Here is a 19,259-nt window from a genome sequence, read left to right as displayed (position 1 = left end):
TTACCTGCGAATAGGATTTTCTGGAGTATCAAGAGGCTTATCAAGCGGTACATTCATTAAGCGCAATGATTCTTGCATAATGCGTGCAAAAACAGGAGCTGCAACCAAACCACCGTAATAACGACCTTGTGGATTTTCAACAACGACTATAACTGCTAATCGAGGGTCACTAATCGGAGCTACGCCTGCAAATAAAGCACGGTATTCATTATTTGAATAACCTTTACGGTCTGCTCGAAGTTTATGAGCAGTACCTGTTTTACCACCAACACGATAACCCGGAATATTAGCTTGCTTTGCAGTACCACCTGGCATCGTCACTTGCTCGAGCATGAGTAAAACCTGATCAGCAATTTTGGGAGCAAGAACTTGCTCACCTTTAGGTGCTTGATCGAGCTTATGCAAGCTTAGAGGCATTTTTACGCCATGGTTTGCAAGCATTGCATAGCCTTGCGCCAACTGAAGAATAGTTGCATTTAGACCGTAACCATAAGCCATGGTCCCAAGTTGAGAAGAGTTTAATTTGCTTACAGGAAGTACTAAACCAGAGCTTTCGCCAGGGAACTTCACAGCAGAACGTTTACCAAAACCAGCACGGTTAAAGAAGCTTGGTAATGTTTCTTTAGGAAGTGACAACGCAATTTTTGCCGAACCCACGTTTGATGACTTAATAATTACGCCACTAACAGTCAAAGCGCCATAATTGTGGGTATCACGAATGGTATGCCAGCCTAAACGCATTGAACCTGGTGAAGTGTTGACAATTGTATTTGGCGTATATTGTCCAGTTTCGAGTGCGGCAGAAACTGTAAAAGGTTTCATGGTAGAACCCGGCTCGAACATATCAATCGCGCCGCGGTTACGCATGGCATCTTTATTAGATAAACCGTTTTTATCATTCGGGTTATAAGAAGGCCAACTGGTCATGGCCAGAATTTCGCCTGTTTTAACATCTACAGCAATAGCTGTCGCCGAACGGGCATTATTTGCAACACCAGCAGCCGTTAACTCACGGTACATAATATATTGCAAACGAGAGTCGATACTTAAAGTGATGTTTTCGCCCGGCTCACCTTCACGAATAACTTCTGAAACTTTTAAGCGATTACCACGTTTATCACGAATAATTTTTTGTTCGCCATCTACACCAGACAGTTGCTTATTCAACTGCATTTCCAAGCCTTCAATCCCTTGACCTTCACTATTGGTTAAACCAATAATCTGAGCATTTGGCTGTGGTTGAGGATAATAACGCTTATATGTTTTCTCAGCATAAACGCCTTGGAAGTTACCCTTTGTAATCAGATCGGCCTGTTGTGGCGGCACTTCTTTTTTCAAAACCAAATAACGAGACCGTGGACGTGCATTCATCTGTTTTTTTAGGTCTGCACGATCTAAACCAACCACATCCGCCAACTCATCAAGGTTTAGGTTTTTATCTGGTAATTGTCGTTTCAACTTACGATTATTTGGATCTTTTTTTAGTTCCGCTGTGATTTCTTCATATAGGTGCTTAGTATCAAAGTAATCACGTGGATCAATGACAATTTTCATAATCGGCGTACTAATTGCCAAAGGCACGCCATGACGGTCGCTAATCACCCCACGCATTGCCTCAATACGTTCTGTACGCAAAATATTGGCATTGGCCTTGTTTTGTAAAAAGTCTTTATTAATCACTTGTACATAAAATGCACGTGCAATTAATACAACAAAACAGAGCAGTACTGTTGCCCAGAGCAGATAAAACCGCCACATATCAAAGGCAAGAGTTGGTTTTTCCGAAATAGACTGCTGTTTTTTCCGTGTTTGCTTTGTTCGCTTATCTACCATACAGCAAGGCCTTACTTATTTTGCTCTGAGGTCATCGGTAAAGAAATTACCACCGTTTCTGCAGCAGGTGGCGAAAACATGCGTAGTTGGGTTACAGCACGCGTACCAATCTGTGCTGTTGCACCGAAGGTTTGTTGCTCAATAAGCAAACGTCCCCATTCAGCATTGAGATCATCACGTTCACGCATATAAGAGCTAAGCTCTCTATAATCATGACGATATTCAAATACTTGAAATACCACCATCATGGCACTGATAAAAACAAGCGCCACTAATACGGTGTATACCACAACTTTTTTCACCACTTTATTTTCGGTGGTTTCAATTTCATCACTGCTTTTCATTACGCGCCTTTTTGTTCCAAGCGTTCAGCAACCCGAAGCCATGCACTACGTGAACGTGGGTTCGCTTTTACTTCTTCTTCACTCGCACGGACCCGTGAAATTTTCTTTAACCTTCTTGTATCTACCTGTTGCTGTGGCATTCCCCAGCCGAAATCTTCTGCCAAAGTCGATTCTTTTTGAATAAATTGTTTGATCAAGCGATCTTCAAGAGAATGAAAGCTAATCACAGACAAACGTCCTTTTGGTTTTAATAAGTCTACAGCTTGCGGTAAAAATACTTCAATATCATCTAGTTCTTTATTAATTGCAATACGAATTGCCTGAAATGTACGTGTTGCCGGATGCTTATGTTTTTCCCATTTTGGATGAGCTGTTTTAACAAGTTCTGCCAACTGGGCTGTCGTATCGAGTTTTCCAGCCTGTTTAATGGCTTTCGCAATACGTCGACTATAACGTTCTTCGCCATATTGATAAATAATATTTGCTAATTGTTCTTCTTCAATTTCAAGTAACCACTCAGCTGCAGTTAACCCCTTGGAATTATCCATTCGCATGTCTAGCGGACCATCCTGCATAAAACTGAAACCACGTTCAGCTTGGTCGAGTTGAGGAGATGACACTCCTAAGTCAGCCATAATGCCATCAACACTCATCACACCAATTTCCTGCATTTTTTCTTTAATATCAGCAAAACTGGCATGAATAATGGTAAATCTCGGATCTTCTTGCGCCAAAGCAGCCGCAACTTCCAAAGCTTGAGGGTCTTTATCAAATGCATATACTCGTGCATTTTCATCAAGTTTCGAGAGCAATAAACGTGTATGCCCACCTCGTCCGAAGGTTGCATCGATATACACCCCTGTTGTGCGATCTGCCAATAAGCTCTCAACGGTCTCAAAAAGTAAGACAGAAATATGCGACATAGGTGTTAAATCATTGCGTAAAAATGTAACTGCACATTATCACCTTGTTTATGACCAACGCCAAACGGCTTTTTGTAGGAAAATATTAATTTTTCATAGATAAAACCGTTTTGTTAGCATTTTTTAAGCAAAAAAAGAAAGCAAGCTCACTTTTTTAAGTTTGCTTGCTTTCCCTATGAATATTTAGCTTTTAAATTTTCTATTTCGTCTACTATTTTTAAAACATTTTATTTACTGCTTGCCACCATAAATTTGATCAAAAATAGCGCCATTGGCAAAGTGAGTTTTCTGAGCTTTAGCCCAGCCACCGAACACATCATTAATGGTAAATAATTTAATTTTTGGGAATTGCGCTGCATATTTCGACGCCACTTGAGCATTACGCGGTCGGAAATAATGCTTAGCCGCCAATTCTTGGCCTAAAGGTGAATATAAAAAGTTCAAATAGCCTTTTGCTAGTGTTCTATTCCCATCTTTATCTACGGTTTTATCTACAATCGCAACAGATGGTTCTGCCAAAATTGAAATTGATGGGTAAACAATTTCAAATTTATCTTTATCAAGTCCTTTCGTTGCCAATAAAGCTTCATTTTCCCAAGACAACAAAACATCACCAATGCCACGTTCGGCAAATGTCGTAAGTGAACCACGCGCTCCCGAATCTAGAACTTTTACATTGTGATAAAGCTTTTTCACTAACTCTCGAGCTTTAGCATCATTTCCACCTTGCTGTTTTAAAGCATACCCCCATGCAGAAAGATAAATCCATCGCGGTGCTCCACCTGTTTTAGGGTTAGGAGTGATAATTTCCACACCCGGTTTTGTTAAATCATTCCAGTCGCGTATATTTTTTGGATTACCCTTTCGTACTAGAAATACGACAGTTGAAGTATACGGGGCAGAATTATTCGGAAATTCTTTTTGCCAATTTGGCTGAATAAAACCAGCTTTCACAATCTCATCAATATCATTTGCTAGCGCTAACGTTACTACATCAGCTTCAAGTCCAGTGGCTACTGCGCGAGCCTGTTTACCAGATCCACCATGTGACTGTTTAAATTCAACATCTTGCCCTGTCCGCTGTTTCCAAAACTTACCAAATGCTTGGTTATATTCTTGATAAAACTCTCGAGTTGGGTCATAAGAGACATTTAAAAAAGAGGTAGCTGCTTGAGCCGCTGTTACCGCCATTCCCATATACAAAGCGACTGCTATTATTGATATTTTTTTCATTTACAAAATCCATCATTCGTTTTAGTTTTACTATATTTTTAATTTTATTTTTTACAATCAATTACTTATATTTATATCTTTTTTACTAATCTTTTTTAGATATATAGCTTAGAATGTCTAAGTTATTTCATTTTTGAAAAATTTTGTAATTATTCTTATAACTTATTTAGGACCTTCACTTTATCTACACATTAATTTGTTAAATAATGAAGCGTAAAGGATACATATGGTTTACATTTGAGTCGACCAGATTAAAATATAGGTAAATTTTGTAAAAAGTGTGACATAGTTCAACTTTTTTATTAAGATTTATGTTTAAATCGTAGCATTACCGTAATTTTACATTTTGTTAAATTCATAAAATAGATGAAATGTAATAAACAGAGGGGATGATTAACAATGAAAACTCATTATGGAAAAGCGTTAAGCTTAAGTTTGGTGCTGGGTTTGGCATCACAGTTCTCTGCAGCAGCTGTACTTAAAGAGATTCCAAACAAAACAGGTTCAGATAAGCAAACTTCGCTTATTGAAAAAGCTTTAGATCAGCAGAAACGTAACCCTGTTGTGTTACCTTCTACAAATGATGAGCTTAAAGTTCTAAATACGATTCGCGTTACACCAACTCAAAATTTTCTTGCTGCACAACACGAACGTTTTTCACGTTTCGTTCAGGCAATCTTCCAGCCGCATGCTTCTTAAAATCTGAAACATCCCCTCTTCGTTTCAGTTTTAGCCCAGACTGACGTTAAATAAAACGTCAGAATACTGGGCTTTTTCGTTATAATAGTTTCAATTTTTATTCTGACCCTTTATCTATGAAAGTTCGTACTCGTATTGCACCTTCCCCTACTGGTTTTCCTCATGTCGGCACAGCCTACATTGCTTTATTTAACATGTGTTTTGCGAAACAACATGGCGGAGAATTTATTTTAAGGATTGAAGATACAGACCAACTTCGTTCTACACCAGAGTCTGAAAAAATGATTTTGGATTCATTACGTTGGTTAGGTTTGAATTGGTCTGAAGGTCCAGATGTAGGCGGTCCGCACGCACCATATCGCCAATCTGAACGTATGGGAATTTATAAGCAATACGCATTAGAACTTGTTGAAAAAGGTCATGCTTTTTACTGTTTTGCAACAGCAGAAGAACTTGATCAAATGCGTGCTGAACAACAAGCACGTGGCGAAACACCAAAATATGATGGCCGCGGTTTAAAACTTTCTCAAGAAGAAGTAACTCGCCGTCTTGAAGCGGGTGAACCTCATGTCATTCGTATGAAAGTACCTGAAGAAGGTGTTTGTAAATTTAATGACTTGCTACGTGGTGAAGTTGAAATTCCTTGGGCACAAGTCGATATGCAAGTCCTTCTTAAAACAGATGGCTTACCAACTTATCATTTAGCTAACGTTGTTGATGACCATTTAATGGAAATCACTCATGTATTGCGTGGTGAAGAATGGCTTCCATCTGCACCGAAGCATCAGTTGCTTTACCAATATTTTGGTTGGGACATGCCAACACTTTGCCACATGCCATTGCTACGCAACCCAGATAAATCAAAACTATCTAAACGTAAAAACCCGACATCGATTAACTACTACCGCGACATTGGTGTATTACCAGAAGCCTTGTTAAATTATTTAGGCCGCATGGGTTGGTCAATGCCAGATGAAAGAGAAGTTTTCACATTACAAGATATGATGGATAACTTTGACATTCAACGTGTATCACTAGGTGGACCAATTTTTGATGTTGAAAAATTGAACTGGCTTAATGGTCAATGGATCAAAGGGTTAACTCCAGGTCAATTATTAGACCGTTTATTAACTTGGAAGAGTGACCGTAGCACTTTAGAAGATATTGCTGCCGCTATTCAACCACGTATTAATCTACTTTCAGAAGCTGTGAATTGGGCTGGTTTCTATTTTAACCATATGCCACAAATTACTGCTGAAATGTTTGAAAGTAAGAAATTGACTCAAGAGCAAGTTCGTCAAAGTTTACAATTTGCAATTTGGCGTCTTGAAGGTCAGTTTACTTGGAATAATGACACCGTTAGCCAAACTCTAATGGATCTTGCGAATCAGATGGGCATTAAATTACGTGATTTTATGCCAGCGTTCTTTATCGCAATTGCAGGCTCAACGAGCTCAACGCCAGTGATGCAGTCAATGGTTACGCTTGGGCCTGACTTAACTTTCGCTCGCTTACGTCATGCCCTAGAAATTGTGGGTGGGCCAAGCAAGAAAGAAGTTAAAAATTGGGAAAAACTCAATGAGAGCTTAAAATTGCCGAAAAATGACGCAACTAGCGAAGTTTAATTCATTTTTTTGTTGACGTGTGAGCGCATTCACCCTAAGATTGCGCTCACACAAACTGGGGTCATAGCTCAGTTGGTAGAGCGCTACAATGGCATTGTAGAGGTCAGCGGTTCGATCCCGCTTGACTCCACCACGCTCCTTTGTGTTTGCCTCATCAAGTCCCTATCGTCTAGAGGCCTAGGACATCGCCCTTTCACGGCGGTAACCGGGGTTCGAATCCCCGTAGGGACGCCATATTCTGCTTTAATAATTATTAAAAGACTCTATCGTCACCTTACTGTTTATTCTTTATCTCTTTCTAGATTGCACATTTGTCTATTTTATCTAAAATAGCGTCTTTCTTAATTCTCTCAATGTGTAATATGCAGCCATCTGACAATCAACTAGATGCTCATCAGCATCAGAACAGTACTGCACCTTTAAAAAGAGCCATGAGTACTCGCCATCTTGTGATGTTATCACTGGGCGGAGCAATCGGAACTGGTTTATTTTTAGGTTCAGGGGAAGTCATTTCACAAACTGGAGCTATTGGCGCAATTATTGCCTATATTCTTGGTGGCGCGATCGCTTATATGGTCATGCTCTGCCTAGGAGAACTCGCTGTACACATGCCTGTTTCAGGTTCTTTTGGTGCCTATGCCAAAAAATATATCAGTCCAAGTACTGGCTATATGATTTCTTGGATGTACTGGCTCACCTGGACTGCAACACTTGGAACCGAATTCACTGCCGCAGCTCTACTCATGCAAGAATGGTTCCCACAGATTTCCATGTGGATTTGGACAATTATTTTTGCAGTTACTATCTTTGGCTTAAATATTAGTTCAACACGTATTTTTGCTGAGTCTGAGTTCTGGTTAGCCCTCGTTAAGGTTGTTACGGTCATTGCCTTTATTGTGCTCGGCTTATTAGCAATTTTTGGTTTAATTCCATTCCATGACACTCAAACTGCTCCGCTATTTAGCAATCTGACAGCTCAAGGCTGGTTCCCTCATGGTTTAATTCCTATTTTTACGACCATGTTAATTGTTAATTTTGCTTTTTCAGGAACCGAATTAATTGGTGTAGCAGCTGGTGAAACAAAAGATCCGGCTCAAAATGTACCAAAAGCAATTAATGCCGCGATCTGGCGCCTACTTATTTTCTTTGTCGGAACCATCATTGTTATTAGTGCCTTACTTCCTTTCCAACTTGCGGGTTTAGGCGGTGACGGTGTAAGTAGCAGTCCTTTTGTTACTGTATTTAATTATATTGGCATTCCATATGCGGATGACATTATTAGGTTTGTAATTATTACAGCTCTACTTTCAGCAGCGAATTCTGGCCTATATGCAGCTTCACGTATGATGTGGTCACTGTCGGAACAGAAATTACTACCTAGCGTATTTGCTACCCTATCAAAAAGTGGAACACCAATCGTAGCTCTAGTAGTAACTATGTTCGGTGCAATTCCAGGTTTGTTATCAGAGCAATTTGCACCTGAGACTATTTTTAAGAATTTGCTTGGCGTAGCAGCTTTTACCATGGTTATTGTATGGATGAGCATTTGTTTAAGTCAGTTCAATTTCCGCCGCCAATGGTATAAATCAGGCCATACGGTTAAAGATTTACAATATGCTGCTCCTTTATTCCCTATTGTGCCAATTTTAGGTTTCGTTTTCTGTTTTATTACTTGCTTAAGTATGGCAGCAGACCCTGAAATGCGTTCTGGTTTTGTAGGCTGTCTAATTTTCACAGCTTTATGTTATGTCAGTTATTTTATTTTTTATCGTAATAAAGAATAAACCAGCCCTTATTCAATTAAAGTGTAGCAAAAAGCTACACTTTTTTTTGCCTGCATACTGGTTTTAAACAACATACCGTTGTAGATTAAAATTTATATTAAAAACAAAATCTTGTATAGAATGAAAATTATATTTATCCACGGGATGAATCAACAAAACTACACAGCACATCGCTTGAAAGAGCATTGGTTAAAAGTGTTTAAGCTCGGCCTAAAACAAATGCCTTGCAAAATTAATGTCCGCGATCTTCATATCCATATGCCATTTTATGGCGATTTAATGACCAAATATCAACTCAGCAATCAATTAGATCTTACAACTTTGTTACCTAAATCATTTTTAAATAATTATTTGCCAATCCATTTACATGAGAATAATCCTCCAACGAAAGAACATACTCCATTTATACCTTTATTATCACCTTCAACTGACCAAGCTGAAAAAAGCTTTTCAGAACGACTGTATCTCACCTCTCAACTCGTAAAAGATCGGGTACTCAAAGAGTTGGTTGTTCTTTTAAATAACTTCCCTAAATTACATGAGAGCTTGATTCAACAGTTTCTGATTGAAACTTATATGTACTTATCTAATCCTGAATTTATGCAGGAAGTGAATGAGCGGATTTTAAAGAAAATGCGGGAGGACGAAGATTATATTATCGTTGCCCATTCTCTCGGCTCAGTTATTGCCTTTAATCTTTTTTCAAACCCTGCATATCGGTTTTCAGTTAAACGATTTATAACGCTAGCTTCTCCTTTATCTTTCCGCGTGATTCAGAGCAAGCTTCCGAGTCCAATTTCTAGACCACCATGCATCTACGGTGATTGGTTTAACTTTTACTCTCAGGATGATTTTTTGACTGCTTTTCCATTATGCGAAGCCCCTTTTAATTTTGATCCTGCCATTATCAATCAGAAAATTTATACTTTTGCCAATCAGCCCCATGAGATTTTAGGGTATTTACAACACCCGTCAGTTATAAAGACAATTATTGAGCCTTTTCAGAAAAATGAAGGCTAAATGTATATATTTTCTACAATTTGAGTTATTTTTAATCGCTTGACTGTTTTTTTTAATATTTCTTCAGAAAACTATTTGACACTTTTATTAAATCGACCTAATATACGCCCACCTCTGAAACGTCCCTATCGTCTAGAGGCCTAGGACATCGCCCTTTCACGGCGGTAACCGGGGTTCGAATCCCCGTAGGGACGCCAATATTTTTTCAGATGTATGCCTCATATAAGTCCCTATCGTCTAGAGGCCTAGGACATCGCCCTTTCACGGCGGTAACCGGGGTTCGAATCCCCGTAGGGACGCCAAATTCTAAAAAGCCACTGCATAACGCCAGTGGCTTTTTTCTTGCCTAAAAAAATAAAAAAGCTAATCAATGATTAGCTTTTCATATGTTCTATTACCCCGCAATTCCTACTTGTACTTCCAGACGACCAGACTGTACTCGAAGTCCCCTAATTTCAAACTGATCTACGAGCTGCTGCACAAGCTCGCGACTTTCTCTCAAAATATTCAAGCCTGGTAAAATACTAAAATCAGTCAGACTTAAAAGCTTTTCAACCATCCATGAACGGTTGTTAATAAAGTCAATAAATCCTGCTTGCTCTAGGTCAATAAACCACATGCGGTGGCCATCGCGTTGGATTCCGGGAATATCACCAATCAAATGATTAATGAGTGATGGAATAGGTAACATATTTACCACTTCGAAACCAACTCGACCAATACGACGCACAGCCCAATTTGACAAGGTACCGCCATGTCGAATCTGAACATCGAGACTTTCATCCATTTGACGTAGGCGTAAGAATTTTTCCTGCCCAATACGACATTCCAATACTTTAAAATCTAAACTCAAACGATACATGAAGCGATGATAATGCCCATCGATTTCGACTTGGAAACTGTCATTGCCGCATTTAATTTTAATATCATCAATTTCGGAGCGGTCAATGCGCTTACGAATTTGATTATTTAATAACATTTCGGGTAAGTACAACGTTAAGGTACTTTTGCCCAAAAAAGTACGCGCCATAATCAACGCGACTTGGCGTGCTGTCTCACTGGTTTCAGACACCATATCTCTTACAGTGCCTGCTGCCAGATTTGTCATTCCGACAACTCCACGTCTCGTATGAGTAGTGACTTGGTCGAGCGCATCCAAAGCAGCGTCAGCAACCTCTGCGATATTACGTGTTGTGTCACTTGCAAACCCAACTGCATCTTGGGCATGTTGTAATGTCTTATGCAGTAATCGACGAGATAATGACGGTTTTGCGGTATCTGGAGTAGCTAAAACCGATGCTGTCGTTGCAGGCTGCGACTTATTGTCATCTTGTTGACCCAAGTCCCTCTCTCCTTTTTATATTTATTCCACATCCTATTTACGAGTATTTAAGCTCATTTATTGTGCTAATCACACTTCATTTTTCTGTAGATTAGCATGCTCTACAATATTATTTTAATTTTTATGTGTACGGATAAATCATCAGTTTTTTATATTTCTTTGTTTATTCATAAGTAATTTTTATGGTAACTCAAAGCATCTCATCGATATCTTACAAATTTTTTTCTTTCTACACATTTCCGTTAGAATAGATTCAAACTAAATGTGGAGTTCCCATGCAATATCGTTGCCCTAAATGTCAAAGTGTTAAAATTATGCCTGTGAGCCAAGGCGTTAACAGCGCAAAACCTGTCGTTCCTAAAAGTCTGGTTATCTTGATTCCTGCAATTTTTGTGCTTTTGCTCTTAGTAGTGATTAGCATTTTTATGTGGATTTTTGGCAATGGTGCAGGTAGTTCTCTTCAAATTGCAACTGTCGTTGCTTTTGTGGTTACTGTAGGGGCAGGTTTTATGTTCTGGCGTGATTTGCCTGACTTTAAATTGTCTATGCAAGCATTTATGCAGTCACAAAAACACTGGAAATGTCGTGATTGCAATAACGAATGGGAAATCTAATGAATTACTCACATCAGCTTAATGCTGATGTGAGTGTTTTTCGTCAGCATGTTCATGTGAAGCGTGTTGATTAATATGCTGACAATTGATCTCGGCATCATCCTCAATTTGCAATGTCACTTCACCAATACCATGTTCATGAGAAAGCATTTCAACAGCATCTTGATATAACTTGGTACGGTCAGCTTGCGGTGCAAATAAGTGAACCGTTAAATGAATATTTTTCGAAGTAATTGCCCACACTTTAAGTTGGTGAATACTCTCCACACCATTTAACGAAAGTAGATCGGCACGCAGCTTCTCAATATCAACCTCTTCGGGTACACCTTCGAGCAAAATATTAATACTCTGTTTAAGTAAAACCCATGTTCTTGGTAATACCCAAAATCCAATCAGTACTGCAATAAGCGTGTCTATCCAGTACCAATTGGTGAAGTAAATAATAATTGCACCAATAATTACCCCTACCGAGCCTAGCGCATCACTTAGTACTTCTAGGTAAGCACCTTTCACATTTAGACTGTTATTGGCACTCGACATGAGGATTTTCATTGAGATGAGATTAATCACCAAACCAATGGTCGCGACAATCAACATTCCCAAGCTTTGAATTTCAGGTGGCTTAGAGAAGCGGATATAGGCTTCATATAAAATATAAATTGCCACCACAAAAAGCATGAGCGCATTAAATAAAGCGGCCAGAATTTCAAAGCGCTGATAACCGAAAGTACGTTTATTATCGGCAGGACGTTTGGAAATTTGAATGGCAACCAAAGCAATTGCTAAAGCCGCTGCATCTGTAAACATATGTGCAGCGTCAGACAGCAATGCCAAACTTTGAGTGATTAAACCTGCAATGACCTCAACAATTAAAAACGTCGTGGTAAGAGCTAAGGCAATCGTTAATTTCTTAGCATTACCTTCAGTCACTACAGCATGACTATGGTCATGACCATGATGTCCACCCATTTTGCGGACTCCTTATTATTTATCTTTATGGTGAGTTAAAGGTAGTGATGAAGACACCTTTACCTTTAACTCTTACAAACACTTTTTCGACTTAAATTTTGTAATCAAAAAAGATATCTCAAATCGATGACATTATGAATGCTCAACGCTTTTTGTCTTGCCTTCATTCATCCATCGATAAATGACTGGTAATAAAACCAAAGTTAATATCGTAGATGAAATAATGCCACCGATTACTACCGTTGCCAAAGGTCGCTGAACTTCTGCACCAGTTCCCGTAGCCAAAGCCATTGGAATAAAACCAAGTGACGCAACACAAGCTGTCATGAGAACAGGTCTTAAACGTAAGATCGCTCCATTCCACGTGGCTGTTTGAATATCAAATTTTTCTCTAAGCTCTTTAATAAAGCTCAGCATTACCAGACCATTCAAAACAGCAACTCCTGATAAGGCAATAAACCCAACACCAGCAGACATGGACAGCGGAATATCTCTTAGCCAAAGCGCAATCAGACCACCTGACAAAGCAAACGGCACGCCGCTAAAGACCAACAAGCTTTCTTTAACATTATGAAATACAGCCATGAGCAGAATAAAAATCATAGCAAGCGCTAATGGAACAACAATTTTCATTCGTGCAGCAGCTGAAGCTAGATTTTCAAATTGACCGCCATATTCCAACCAATACCCAGCTGGCAGTTGTTCTTTTGCGAGTGTTGTTCTTAACTCTTGAACAAATGATCCTAAGTCACGGCCTTCTACGTTTGCAGTAATAATGACACGGCGCTTCCCATTTTCACGTCCCATCTGATTTAAACCTGAGGTACGTTCAACTTTAGCAACATCTTGAAGCTGGATCAGTCCACCATTTGGTAGCTGAATCGGAAGTTGAGCTAAGTTTTGGATGGTGCGCTGCTGATCTTCTAGGCGAATTTCAAAATCAAATCGTCTATCGCCTTGTAAAATCTGTCCAACATTTTGTCCACCGACACTTGCCGCCACAATATCTTGAATGGCTTTGGCAGATAGTCCGTATTGCGCAGCCAGAGGTCGGTTAATTTCGACACTCAGCACCGGTAAACCGCTAGTTTGTTCTACCTTAACTGCAGTAGCACCTGAAATTTTTTGTACTTTCTGAGCGAGTGCTTGAGCCTGCTCATTGAGTACTTGCATATCATCGCCAAAAATCTTGACGCCAATATCACTCCGGATCCCTGAAATTAGCTCATTAAAGCGCAGCTCAATCGGTTGAGAGAACTCACTGTTATTACCCGGTAATGTCGCTAAAAAAGCTTCCATACGTGAACGCAGCTCAGCTAGCGTCTCTTTAGAGTTTGGCCATTGGTCATGTGGTTTCAGTAAAATGACAGCATCAGAGATATTAGGCGGCATCACATCCGTTGCAACCTCAGCCGTTCCTGTTCGTGCAAAAACAGCTTTTACCTCAGGAAAGTTTTTCAAAATGAGCTTTTCCGTATTTTCCTGCATTCGCAGTGATTGCTCGAGCCCAGTACTCGGTGAACGCATTTGCTGCAAGGCAAAATCACCTTCGCTGAGTTGCGGTGCAAATTCACTGCCCATTTGGGTAGCTAACACACCTGTGAGCACTAAAATACTTAATGCAAAACTAACAACCACTATCTTAAGTTGATAAGCCTGATCGAGAATATTTTGATATTTCTGCTTTAAAAGCTGCATCCAACGGGTTTCTTTTTCTTTCACTTCACCCGTAACAAAAAGAGCAACTGCCGCAGGTACAAATATCACAGAAAGAATCATGGCACCCAATAATGCCATCACCACTGTCATCGCCATTGGATGAAACATTTTGGCTTCAACACCAGATAAAGCAAAAATAGGGAGATAAACCACTAAAATAATCATTTGCCCAAAAATAAGTGGTCGACGAGCCTGTTTTGCTGCAAGGAAAACTTCTTTGAATCGCTCAGCTCGTGTAAGGGGTCGATGTAAAGCATGCTGTGCTTCTGCTAGACGTCGAATACAGTTTTCTACGATAACAACTGCACCATCTACAATAATCCCGAAATCAAGCGCACCTAAGCTCATTAGGTTGGCACTAATGTTTTGTTCAGCCATACCTGTCAGGGTAAATAACATCGAAAGTGGAATAACACAGGCTGTGATTAAAGCAGCTCGAAAATTTCCTAGGAAAATAAACAAAATCACAATAACCAGAATTGCACCTTCAACAAGGTTCTTCTGTACGGTTGCAATTGCTTTGTTGACTAAACTTGTTCGGTCATAAACCGTTTCGATTTCTACACCTTTAGGTAGGGTAGGCTGAATTTCCTTAATTTTGGTATCAACCGCCTGAGCAACGGTACGGCTATTTTCTCCCATCATCATCATGGCAATGCCAAGAACGGTTTCCTCACCATTGTAAGTTGCAGCTCCTGTTCTTAAATCATGCCCAATAGAAACATTTGCTACATCGGCCACGCGAATTGGTAACCCATTTTTGGTGCTCACAGTAATATTTTGAATATCTTCAACACTACTTAGCATGCCAGGCACACGAACGGTAAGTTGCTCTCCGTTTTCTTCAATAAAACCTGCACCACGGTTTTCATTATTTTCTTGCAGAGCAGTTTGAAATTCATTAATTGAAATTTGAAGCTGCTGCAAACGTTTTAAATCAGGCGATACAATATAGGTTTTATTGTAGCCACCAATACTATTAATTTCGGCCACGCCTTTCACACGCTGTAACTGAGGGCGCACAATCCAGTCCTGAATTTCACGTAAATCCATGGCTGTATAGGCTGTACCATCTGCTTTCTTAGCACCTGATTTTGCTTTTACCACCCATTGGTAAATTTCACCTAAACCTGTAGAAACAGGAGACATGACTGGATCGACTGATTCAGGCAGTTGCCCGTCCGCCTCTTGTAAACGTTGGTTAATCAGTTGTCTTGCCCAATAAATATCGGTTCCATCTTTGAAAATGATGGTGACTTGGGAAAGCCCATAACGTGAAATAGAACGAGTCTGCTCCAGATTAGGGATACCAGCCATCGCATTTTCAATAGGATAGGTAATCCGCTGTTCAACCTCTAAAGCGGTATATCCATTGGCTTGAGTATTAATCTGGACTTGCGTATTAGTAATATCTGGAACTGCATCAATAGGAAGCTTTTGATAACTCCAGATCCCAACTCCAATCCAAGTCAGTACAAATAACATGACCCAAATAGCATTTTGAATAGCAAACTGAATAACTCTATCAAACAACCCTTCTGGTTTGGGTAGCTCAGGTTTATTAATGTCCATGCTCCGCCTCTCCCTTTTCCAATTCGGACTTCAGCAAGAAGCTGCCTTCTGCAACATAGCGCTGGCTTGGATTAATACCTTTTACAACTTCGATCCACTGACCGTCTTTAGAGCGTTGTCCCAACTGCACAGTCACAGGTTCAAATTCAAAGCCTGATTTCACCATTTTTGGGGTAAAGATAACGTCTTTACCTTCGACTTGTTGAATCGCCTGAGCTTTTACACGGGTGACTTTTTGTGTTGAACCTGAATTCAACTCAACGTTAACCATCAAGTTTGGACGTAATTCACTGCTATTTGCCAAAACCTTCGCGCGAACTTGTAAACGCCCCGTTTGAGCATCGGCTTCGGTTGTTAAACTTTGAACCTGAGCATTAAATACATTCCCAGTTTGCAAAGATTTAAATTCAATCTGCTGATTCGGCTGTAAATTCAGATTTGCAGTGCTTGGTAAAATAAACTCAAGCCATAACTGATCAAGCTGATTAATAATAAAAAGCTGATCTGCCAGCTGTACATTTTCACCCACCACAATATCTTTATTACTCACCACTCCTGCAATTGGCGCTGTTAAGGTGTAGCGCCCTCCTGAGCCTGAACCCGCCCCGAAAGCACTTAAGCGCGAGCGAGCTGCTTTAACTTGAATTTGGGCTTGTTGATAGGCGTTATAAGCTCTTTGATAATCTTGTTTGGCAGAAATTCCTTGAGACCATAAGCTTCGCTCGCGTTCATAATCCTGACGCGCTAAATCAAGATTAGTCTGGGCAATTTGCAAATTGGCTTGTTGATCGACTAGATCTGGAACCAATAAGCTTGCGAGAGCCTGCCCTTTTTTAACCTGTTGCCCCAATTCAACATAGACCGCCTCGACACGACCACTAAAACTTGGTGAGACATGGGCTTGTCGGTCTGTATTCACCACCAGTTTTGCTGGATAAGTTTGAAGTTGAGGCACTTCACCTAGTTCAGCTTGTTCAATTTTTAAATTTTGTTCCTGCATTTGCTGAGCAGTGAGTAGCAGTGGTTTTTCACCTTCTTCATGGTGTTCTTCACCCTCTTCTTCAGCATGCCCGTGACCTTCCGATGCTTCTGAAGAATTAGATTTATTTTTTGAATTTAAAACCAGTAAACCAATTAATAGTGCAGTGATTGCAGCAATCACCCCGACCCAAAGCCATTGAGAATTTTTCTTTAAATTTGTCGACATTATTATTCTCCTGCCTGAGTTGGGAATGTTTGACTTTGTTGCCAAGCACGTTGATTGAGTTGCATTAAGGCATCTTTCGCCATGATCTGTTCTGGTTCTAACCCAAGACGCAAACTTTGAATTTCAATTGAATTTTGCCAAGCCTGTTTTAATAGCTCGACTTTACGTAAGCGCACGTCTTGCAATTGCATGGTGGCTTGCTGAACATCGGTAACAGCGAACTTACCCAAACGGAAACCTTGTAATGTTTTTTGCTGAACCTGAACGGCAAGAGGAACTTGTTGATCATTCAGTTGTTTAAACTGGAGGCGTAAACCTTTTAACTCTGACATTAGGGTTTCAATATCAACTTGATTTTGCTGTCGATAAAAGCTTTGCTGGCGTTGAGATAACTCTTGTTTAGCCTGAGCAATCTTGATTCCGTATTGCTGGCGATTAAAAAGATTTAAAGGAATTTCCACACCTAATCGGATTTGATTATCCGTACTCTGTTCTGGTGAGCGTGTGTTGTTCATCCCCAAAGTTACGGTAGGTTGTGGTCTTGCTTTTGCTTTAAGCTGTTGAATATTGGCTTGCTGCGCAAGAGAATCTAACTGGAAAGAGCGCTCTAATAAATTATTTTGCGCATCTTGGCTTGGTTCCACATCCGCTGCCAATGCCCATAACTGATGTGGACTTTGGAATAGCTGAAATTGACTTGAACTCCCCCCCCATAAGTTCACCATCTGTTGTTTCGCAACTTGAAGTTTTAAATCAACTTGTTGATATAAACGCTGATTTTCCAAGTGAGACATCCGCACTCGGTCTACATCAACTTGGGCAATACTGCCCGCTTGATAACGCTTTTCTGATGCTTGTAAATTTTCTTGACTCACTTCTAGTTGCTCGCCAATGAGAGACTTTTCAAGCTCAAGCAAAGCCACTTGTGACCAGAAATATTTAACGATTAATTCAAGCTCAGCCTTATAACGCTGTTCGGCTAAATCAATTTTTGATATTTCCACTTTTGCTAAATTTTGCGCAGCCTTGCGTTGCCCAAAAATATCTAGTGGCTGAGAAACACCTATCGCGAGTTCTTTTTCTTGATCACTCTGAAAGCCCGTTTGTTCAATGGAAAGACTTGGGTTAGCCCATAAACGACTTTGCTTTAAATTGGCCTCAGCCATTTGCTGTTGTACTTGCCAAGTGCCTTGCTGACTTTGATAATTTTTTACCTGCTCTAAAGCTTGGTCAAAAGTAAAGGCTGCTTTTTGAATATAACGTTCTTGTTGAATCTCAGACTGAGCCATCGCTACTTGTCCAGCCAATAGCATAGCAACAGATAGGCTTGAGATTGTTAAAACCTTTTTTAACGTTATCTTAACGTTACTCTCCAAGTGAGAAGTAGAACTCACTCGAGTTGAAAAAATAGAAGACATGTTTTTGCCCCGCAATAAATAAGAAATGCGGTGGGCTTGTTTTGGCTACCCCACCTATAGCGGGGTTAAAACAGGAGGCGGTTTTAAAGTACCGAGATGCGGAGACTGATAAGAATTTGACCAATGATAAATTTGCGAAAGCTCATGTACATGCACTACAGGCGCCTGAGCTTGTTTTTCAACTTCTGTCATCACAATATGAAAGCAGGTTGGCAAATGGTCATGATGATCTTGCAAGTTTAAAGGCGCTTTATGAGAAGTATTTTCCATATCGCTTTGTTCACTATGAGCATGAAAAGAGGCTTGATATACATTCAAAGCCGTATGATGCCCAAAATGATGTAATGCTTTTTCCTGATTTTCATGCGTGCAAAATGCCGCTGCCACATTCCATAAACTTTGGAATATGAGCAAACTAAACAAGATGGACATAAAAACTGCGGAACGTGGCAAAAGCACACCATTAAACTAAAAAGTTGAACAGAGCCACTATAACAGGCTGTAGGCATGTAATAAAATTACATCTATAAGTAGCAGTATAAAAACGATTCTAATTTCGCCTGAGTAAAGATAAGAATAAATCATTAAGAATCTTTATCTTTACTCATAGGAAACTAATTATTAAGTAATTAGTTTCCTAAAAAATAAAAATTATTTACGCTTACAAGTTAAATGAGGTTTCTTATCTTCTTGAGCTTTAGCTTTTGTTTCTTGCTGAGACTTAATATTCTTTTCGAGGAATATTAACCCTCCATCAGCATGAACCAAACTTGTTGAAAGAAGTAAAACCATCAAAACCGCTTTTGTAGTTAGTTTAATAGACATAATAATCACCAGATCTAAATATTCCGAATTTATTTAAGGACTTAATCCAGAAATAAAATTAATTTTTCGCATGCTTTAGTTAATCAATTCAGGACAAATCTTCTGAGTCCCTAAGAAGCATGCGGATATACT

At 39.7% G+C, this 19,259-nt stretch carries 16 protein-coding genes and 4 tRNA genes; 9 read left to right on the top strand and 11 right to left on the bottom strand.

The window, feature by feature from the left end:
* The 4 genes from ftsI to HLV59_RS01465 form a co-directional block, all read right to left on the bottom strand.
* Nucleotides 1–1,833 carry a penicillin-binding protein PBP3 gene (gene ftsI / locus HLV59_RS01480; RefSeq protein WP_031949519.1) on the bottom strand — a complete coding sequence of 611 codons (1,833 nt, stop codon included), beginning with the start codon at nt 1,831–1,833 and terminating at the stop codon, nt 1–3.
* A gap of 11 nt (nt 1,834–1,844) precedes the next feature.
* Complete coding sequence (gene ftsL / locus HLV59_RS01475; RefSeq protein ID WP_016142872.1) at nt 1,845–2,177, bottom strand: cell division protein FtsL; 333 nt, start codon at nt 2,175–2,177, stop codon at nt 1,845–1,847.
* Nucleotides 2,177–3,100, bottom strand: a complete 924-nt coding sequence (gene rsmH / locus HLV59_RS01470) for a 16S rRNA (cytosine(1402)-N(4))-methyltransferase RsmH (protein ID WP_016143670.1) — start codon at nt 3,098–3,100, stop codon at nt 2,177–2,179. The genes ftsL and rsmH overlap by 1 nt, the downstream gene beginning before the upstream one ends.
* A gap of 231 nt (nt 3,101–3,331) precedes the next feature.
* Nucleotides 3,332–4,333 carry a sulfate ABC transporter substrate-binding protein gene (locus HLV59_RS01465; RefSeq protein ID WP_016143671.1) on the bottom strand — a complete coding sequence of 334 codons (1,002 nt, stop codon included), beginning with the start codon at nt 4,331–4,333 and terminating at the stop codon, nt 3,332–3,334.
* A 399-nt stretch (nt 4,334–4,732) separates the two neighbouring features.
* On the opposite strand from HLV59_RS01465, the gene HLV59_RS01460 reads away from it, so the two are divergent.
* The 8 genes from HLV59_RS01460 (at nt 4,733) to HLV59_RS01425 (ending at nt 9,763) form a co-directional block, all read left to right on the top strand.
* Entirely contained in the window at nt 4,733–5,032 is a 300-nt protein-coding gene (locus HLV59_RS01460) for a DUF4179 domain-containing protein (RefSeq protein WP_171429181.1), read from the top strand.
* Nucleotides 5,033–5,148: 116 nt separating this feature from the next.
* Nucleotides 5,149–6,657, top strand: coding sequence for a glutamate--tRNA ligase (gene gltX / locus HLV59_RS01455; protein ID WP_057106348.1), 1,509 nt, complete (start codon nt 5,149–5,151; stop codon nt 6,655–6,657).
* A gap of 57 nt (nt 6,658–6,714) precedes the next feature.
* Nucleotides 6,715–6,790 (top strand) — tRNA-Ala (locus tag HLV59_RS01450).
* A 25-nt stretch (nt 6,791–6,815) separates the two neighbouring features.
* Nucleotides 6,816–6,891 (top strand) — tRNA-Glu (locus HLV59_RS01445).
* Between the two features lie 128 nt (nt 6,892–7,019).
* Nucleotides 7,020–8,441, top strand: a complete 1,422-nt coding sequence (locus tag HLV59_RS01440; RefSeq protein ID WP_171429179.1) for an amino acid permease — start codon at nt 7,020–7,022, stop codon at nt 8,439–8,441.
* Nucleotides 8,442–8,561: 120 nt separating this feature from the next.
* The gene (locus tag HLV59_RS01435) at nt 8,562–9,461 is read left to right on the top strand and encodes a lipase family protein (protein ID WP_016143675.1); all 900 of its coding nucleotides are present in this window, start codon (nt 8,562–8,564) and stop codon (nt 9,459–9,461) included.
* A gap of 121 nt (nt 9,462–9,582) precedes the next feature.
* Nucleotides 9,583–9,658: transfer RNA gene (locus tag HLV59_RS01430), tRNA-Glu, on the top strand.
* Between the two features lie 29 nt (nt 9,659–9,687).
* A tRNA-Glu gene (locus HLV59_RS01425) sits at nt 9,688–9,763 on the top strand.
* A 92-nt stretch (nt 9,764–9,855) separates the two neighbouring features.
* On the opposite strand, the gene HLV59_RS01420 is transcribed toward HLV59_RS01425, so the two are convergent.
* Nucleotides 9,856–10,803 (bottom strand): hypothetical protein, encoded by a 948-nt coding sequence (locus HLV59_RS01420; RefSeq protein ID WP_016143676.1) that lies wholly within the window; start codon nt 10,801–10,803, stop codon nt 9,856–9,858.
* Between the two features lie 275 nt (nt 10,804–11,078).
* Here HLV59_RS01420 and HLV59_RS01415 point away from each other — a divergent pair, with 275 nt between their 5' ends.
* Nucleotides 11,079–11,417 carry a hypothetical protein gene (locus HLV59_RS01415; RefSeq protein ID WP_002117013.1) on the top strand — a complete coding sequence of 113 codons (339 nt, stop codon included), beginning with the start codon at nt 11,079–11,081 and terminating at the stop codon, nt 11,415–11,417.
* An 18-nt stretch (nt 11,418–11,435) separates the two neighbouring features.
* Here the strand turns inward: HLV59_RS01415 and HLV59_RS01410 are convergent, their stop codons facing one another.
* From HLV59_RS01410 to HLV59_RS01385, 6 genes are all read right to left on the bottom strand, one after another.
* The gene (locus HLV59_RS01410; RefSeq protein ID WP_031949525.1) at nt 11,436–12,386 is read right to left on the bottom strand and encodes a cation diffusion facilitator family transporter; all 951 of its coding nucleotides are present in this window, start codon (nt 12,384–12,386) and stop codon (nt 11,436–11,438) included.
* Nucleotides 12,387–12,518: 132 nt separating this feature from the next.
* Nucleotides 12,519–15,677, bottom strand: a complete 3,159-nt coding sequence (locus HLV59_RS01405; protein ID WP_171429177.1) for an efflux RND transporter permease subunit — start codon at nt 15,675–15,677, stop codon at nt 12,519–12,521.
* Complete coding sequence (locus HLV59_RS01400; RefSeq protein WP_171429176.1) at nt 15,667–16,884, bottom strand: efflux RND transporter periplasmic adaptor subunit; 1,218 nt, start codon at nt 16,882–16,884, stop codon at nt 15,667–15,669. The genes HLV59_RS01405 and HLV59_RS01400 overlap by 11 nt, the downstream gene beginning before the upstream one ends.
* A gap of 2 nt (nt 16,885–16,886) precedes the next feature.
* A complete protein-coding gene (locus tag HLV59_RS01395) occupies nt 16,887–18,302 on the bottom strand; it encodes a TolC family protein (protein WP_171429175.1) in 1,416 nt (471 codons plus the stop codon).
* A 54-nt stretch (nt 18,303–18,356) separates the two neighbouring features.
* The gene (locus HLV59_RS01390; protein WP_171429174.1) at nt 18,357–18,755 is read right to left on the bottom strand and encodes a cation efflux protein, CzcI-like; all 399 of its coding nucleotides are present in this window, start codon (nt 18,753–18,755) and stop codon (nt 18,357–18,359) included.
* Between the two features lie 198 nt (nt 18,756–18,953).
* Nucleotides 18,954–19,127, bottom strand: a complete 174-nt coding sequence (locus HLV59_RS01385; RefSeq protein ID WP_171429173.1) for a hypothetical protein — start codon at nt 19,125–19,127, stop codon at nt 18,954–18,956.
* Nucleotides 19,128–19,259: the final 132 nt, after the last annotated feature.

Source organism: Acinetobacter lactucae (assembly GCF_013122135.1).
GTDB lineage: Bacteria > Pseudomonadota > Gammaproteobacteria > Pseudomonadales > Moraxellaceae > Acinetobacter > Acinetobacter lactucae.
This window is presented reverse-complemented; position numbering and strand designations above follow the sequence as displayed.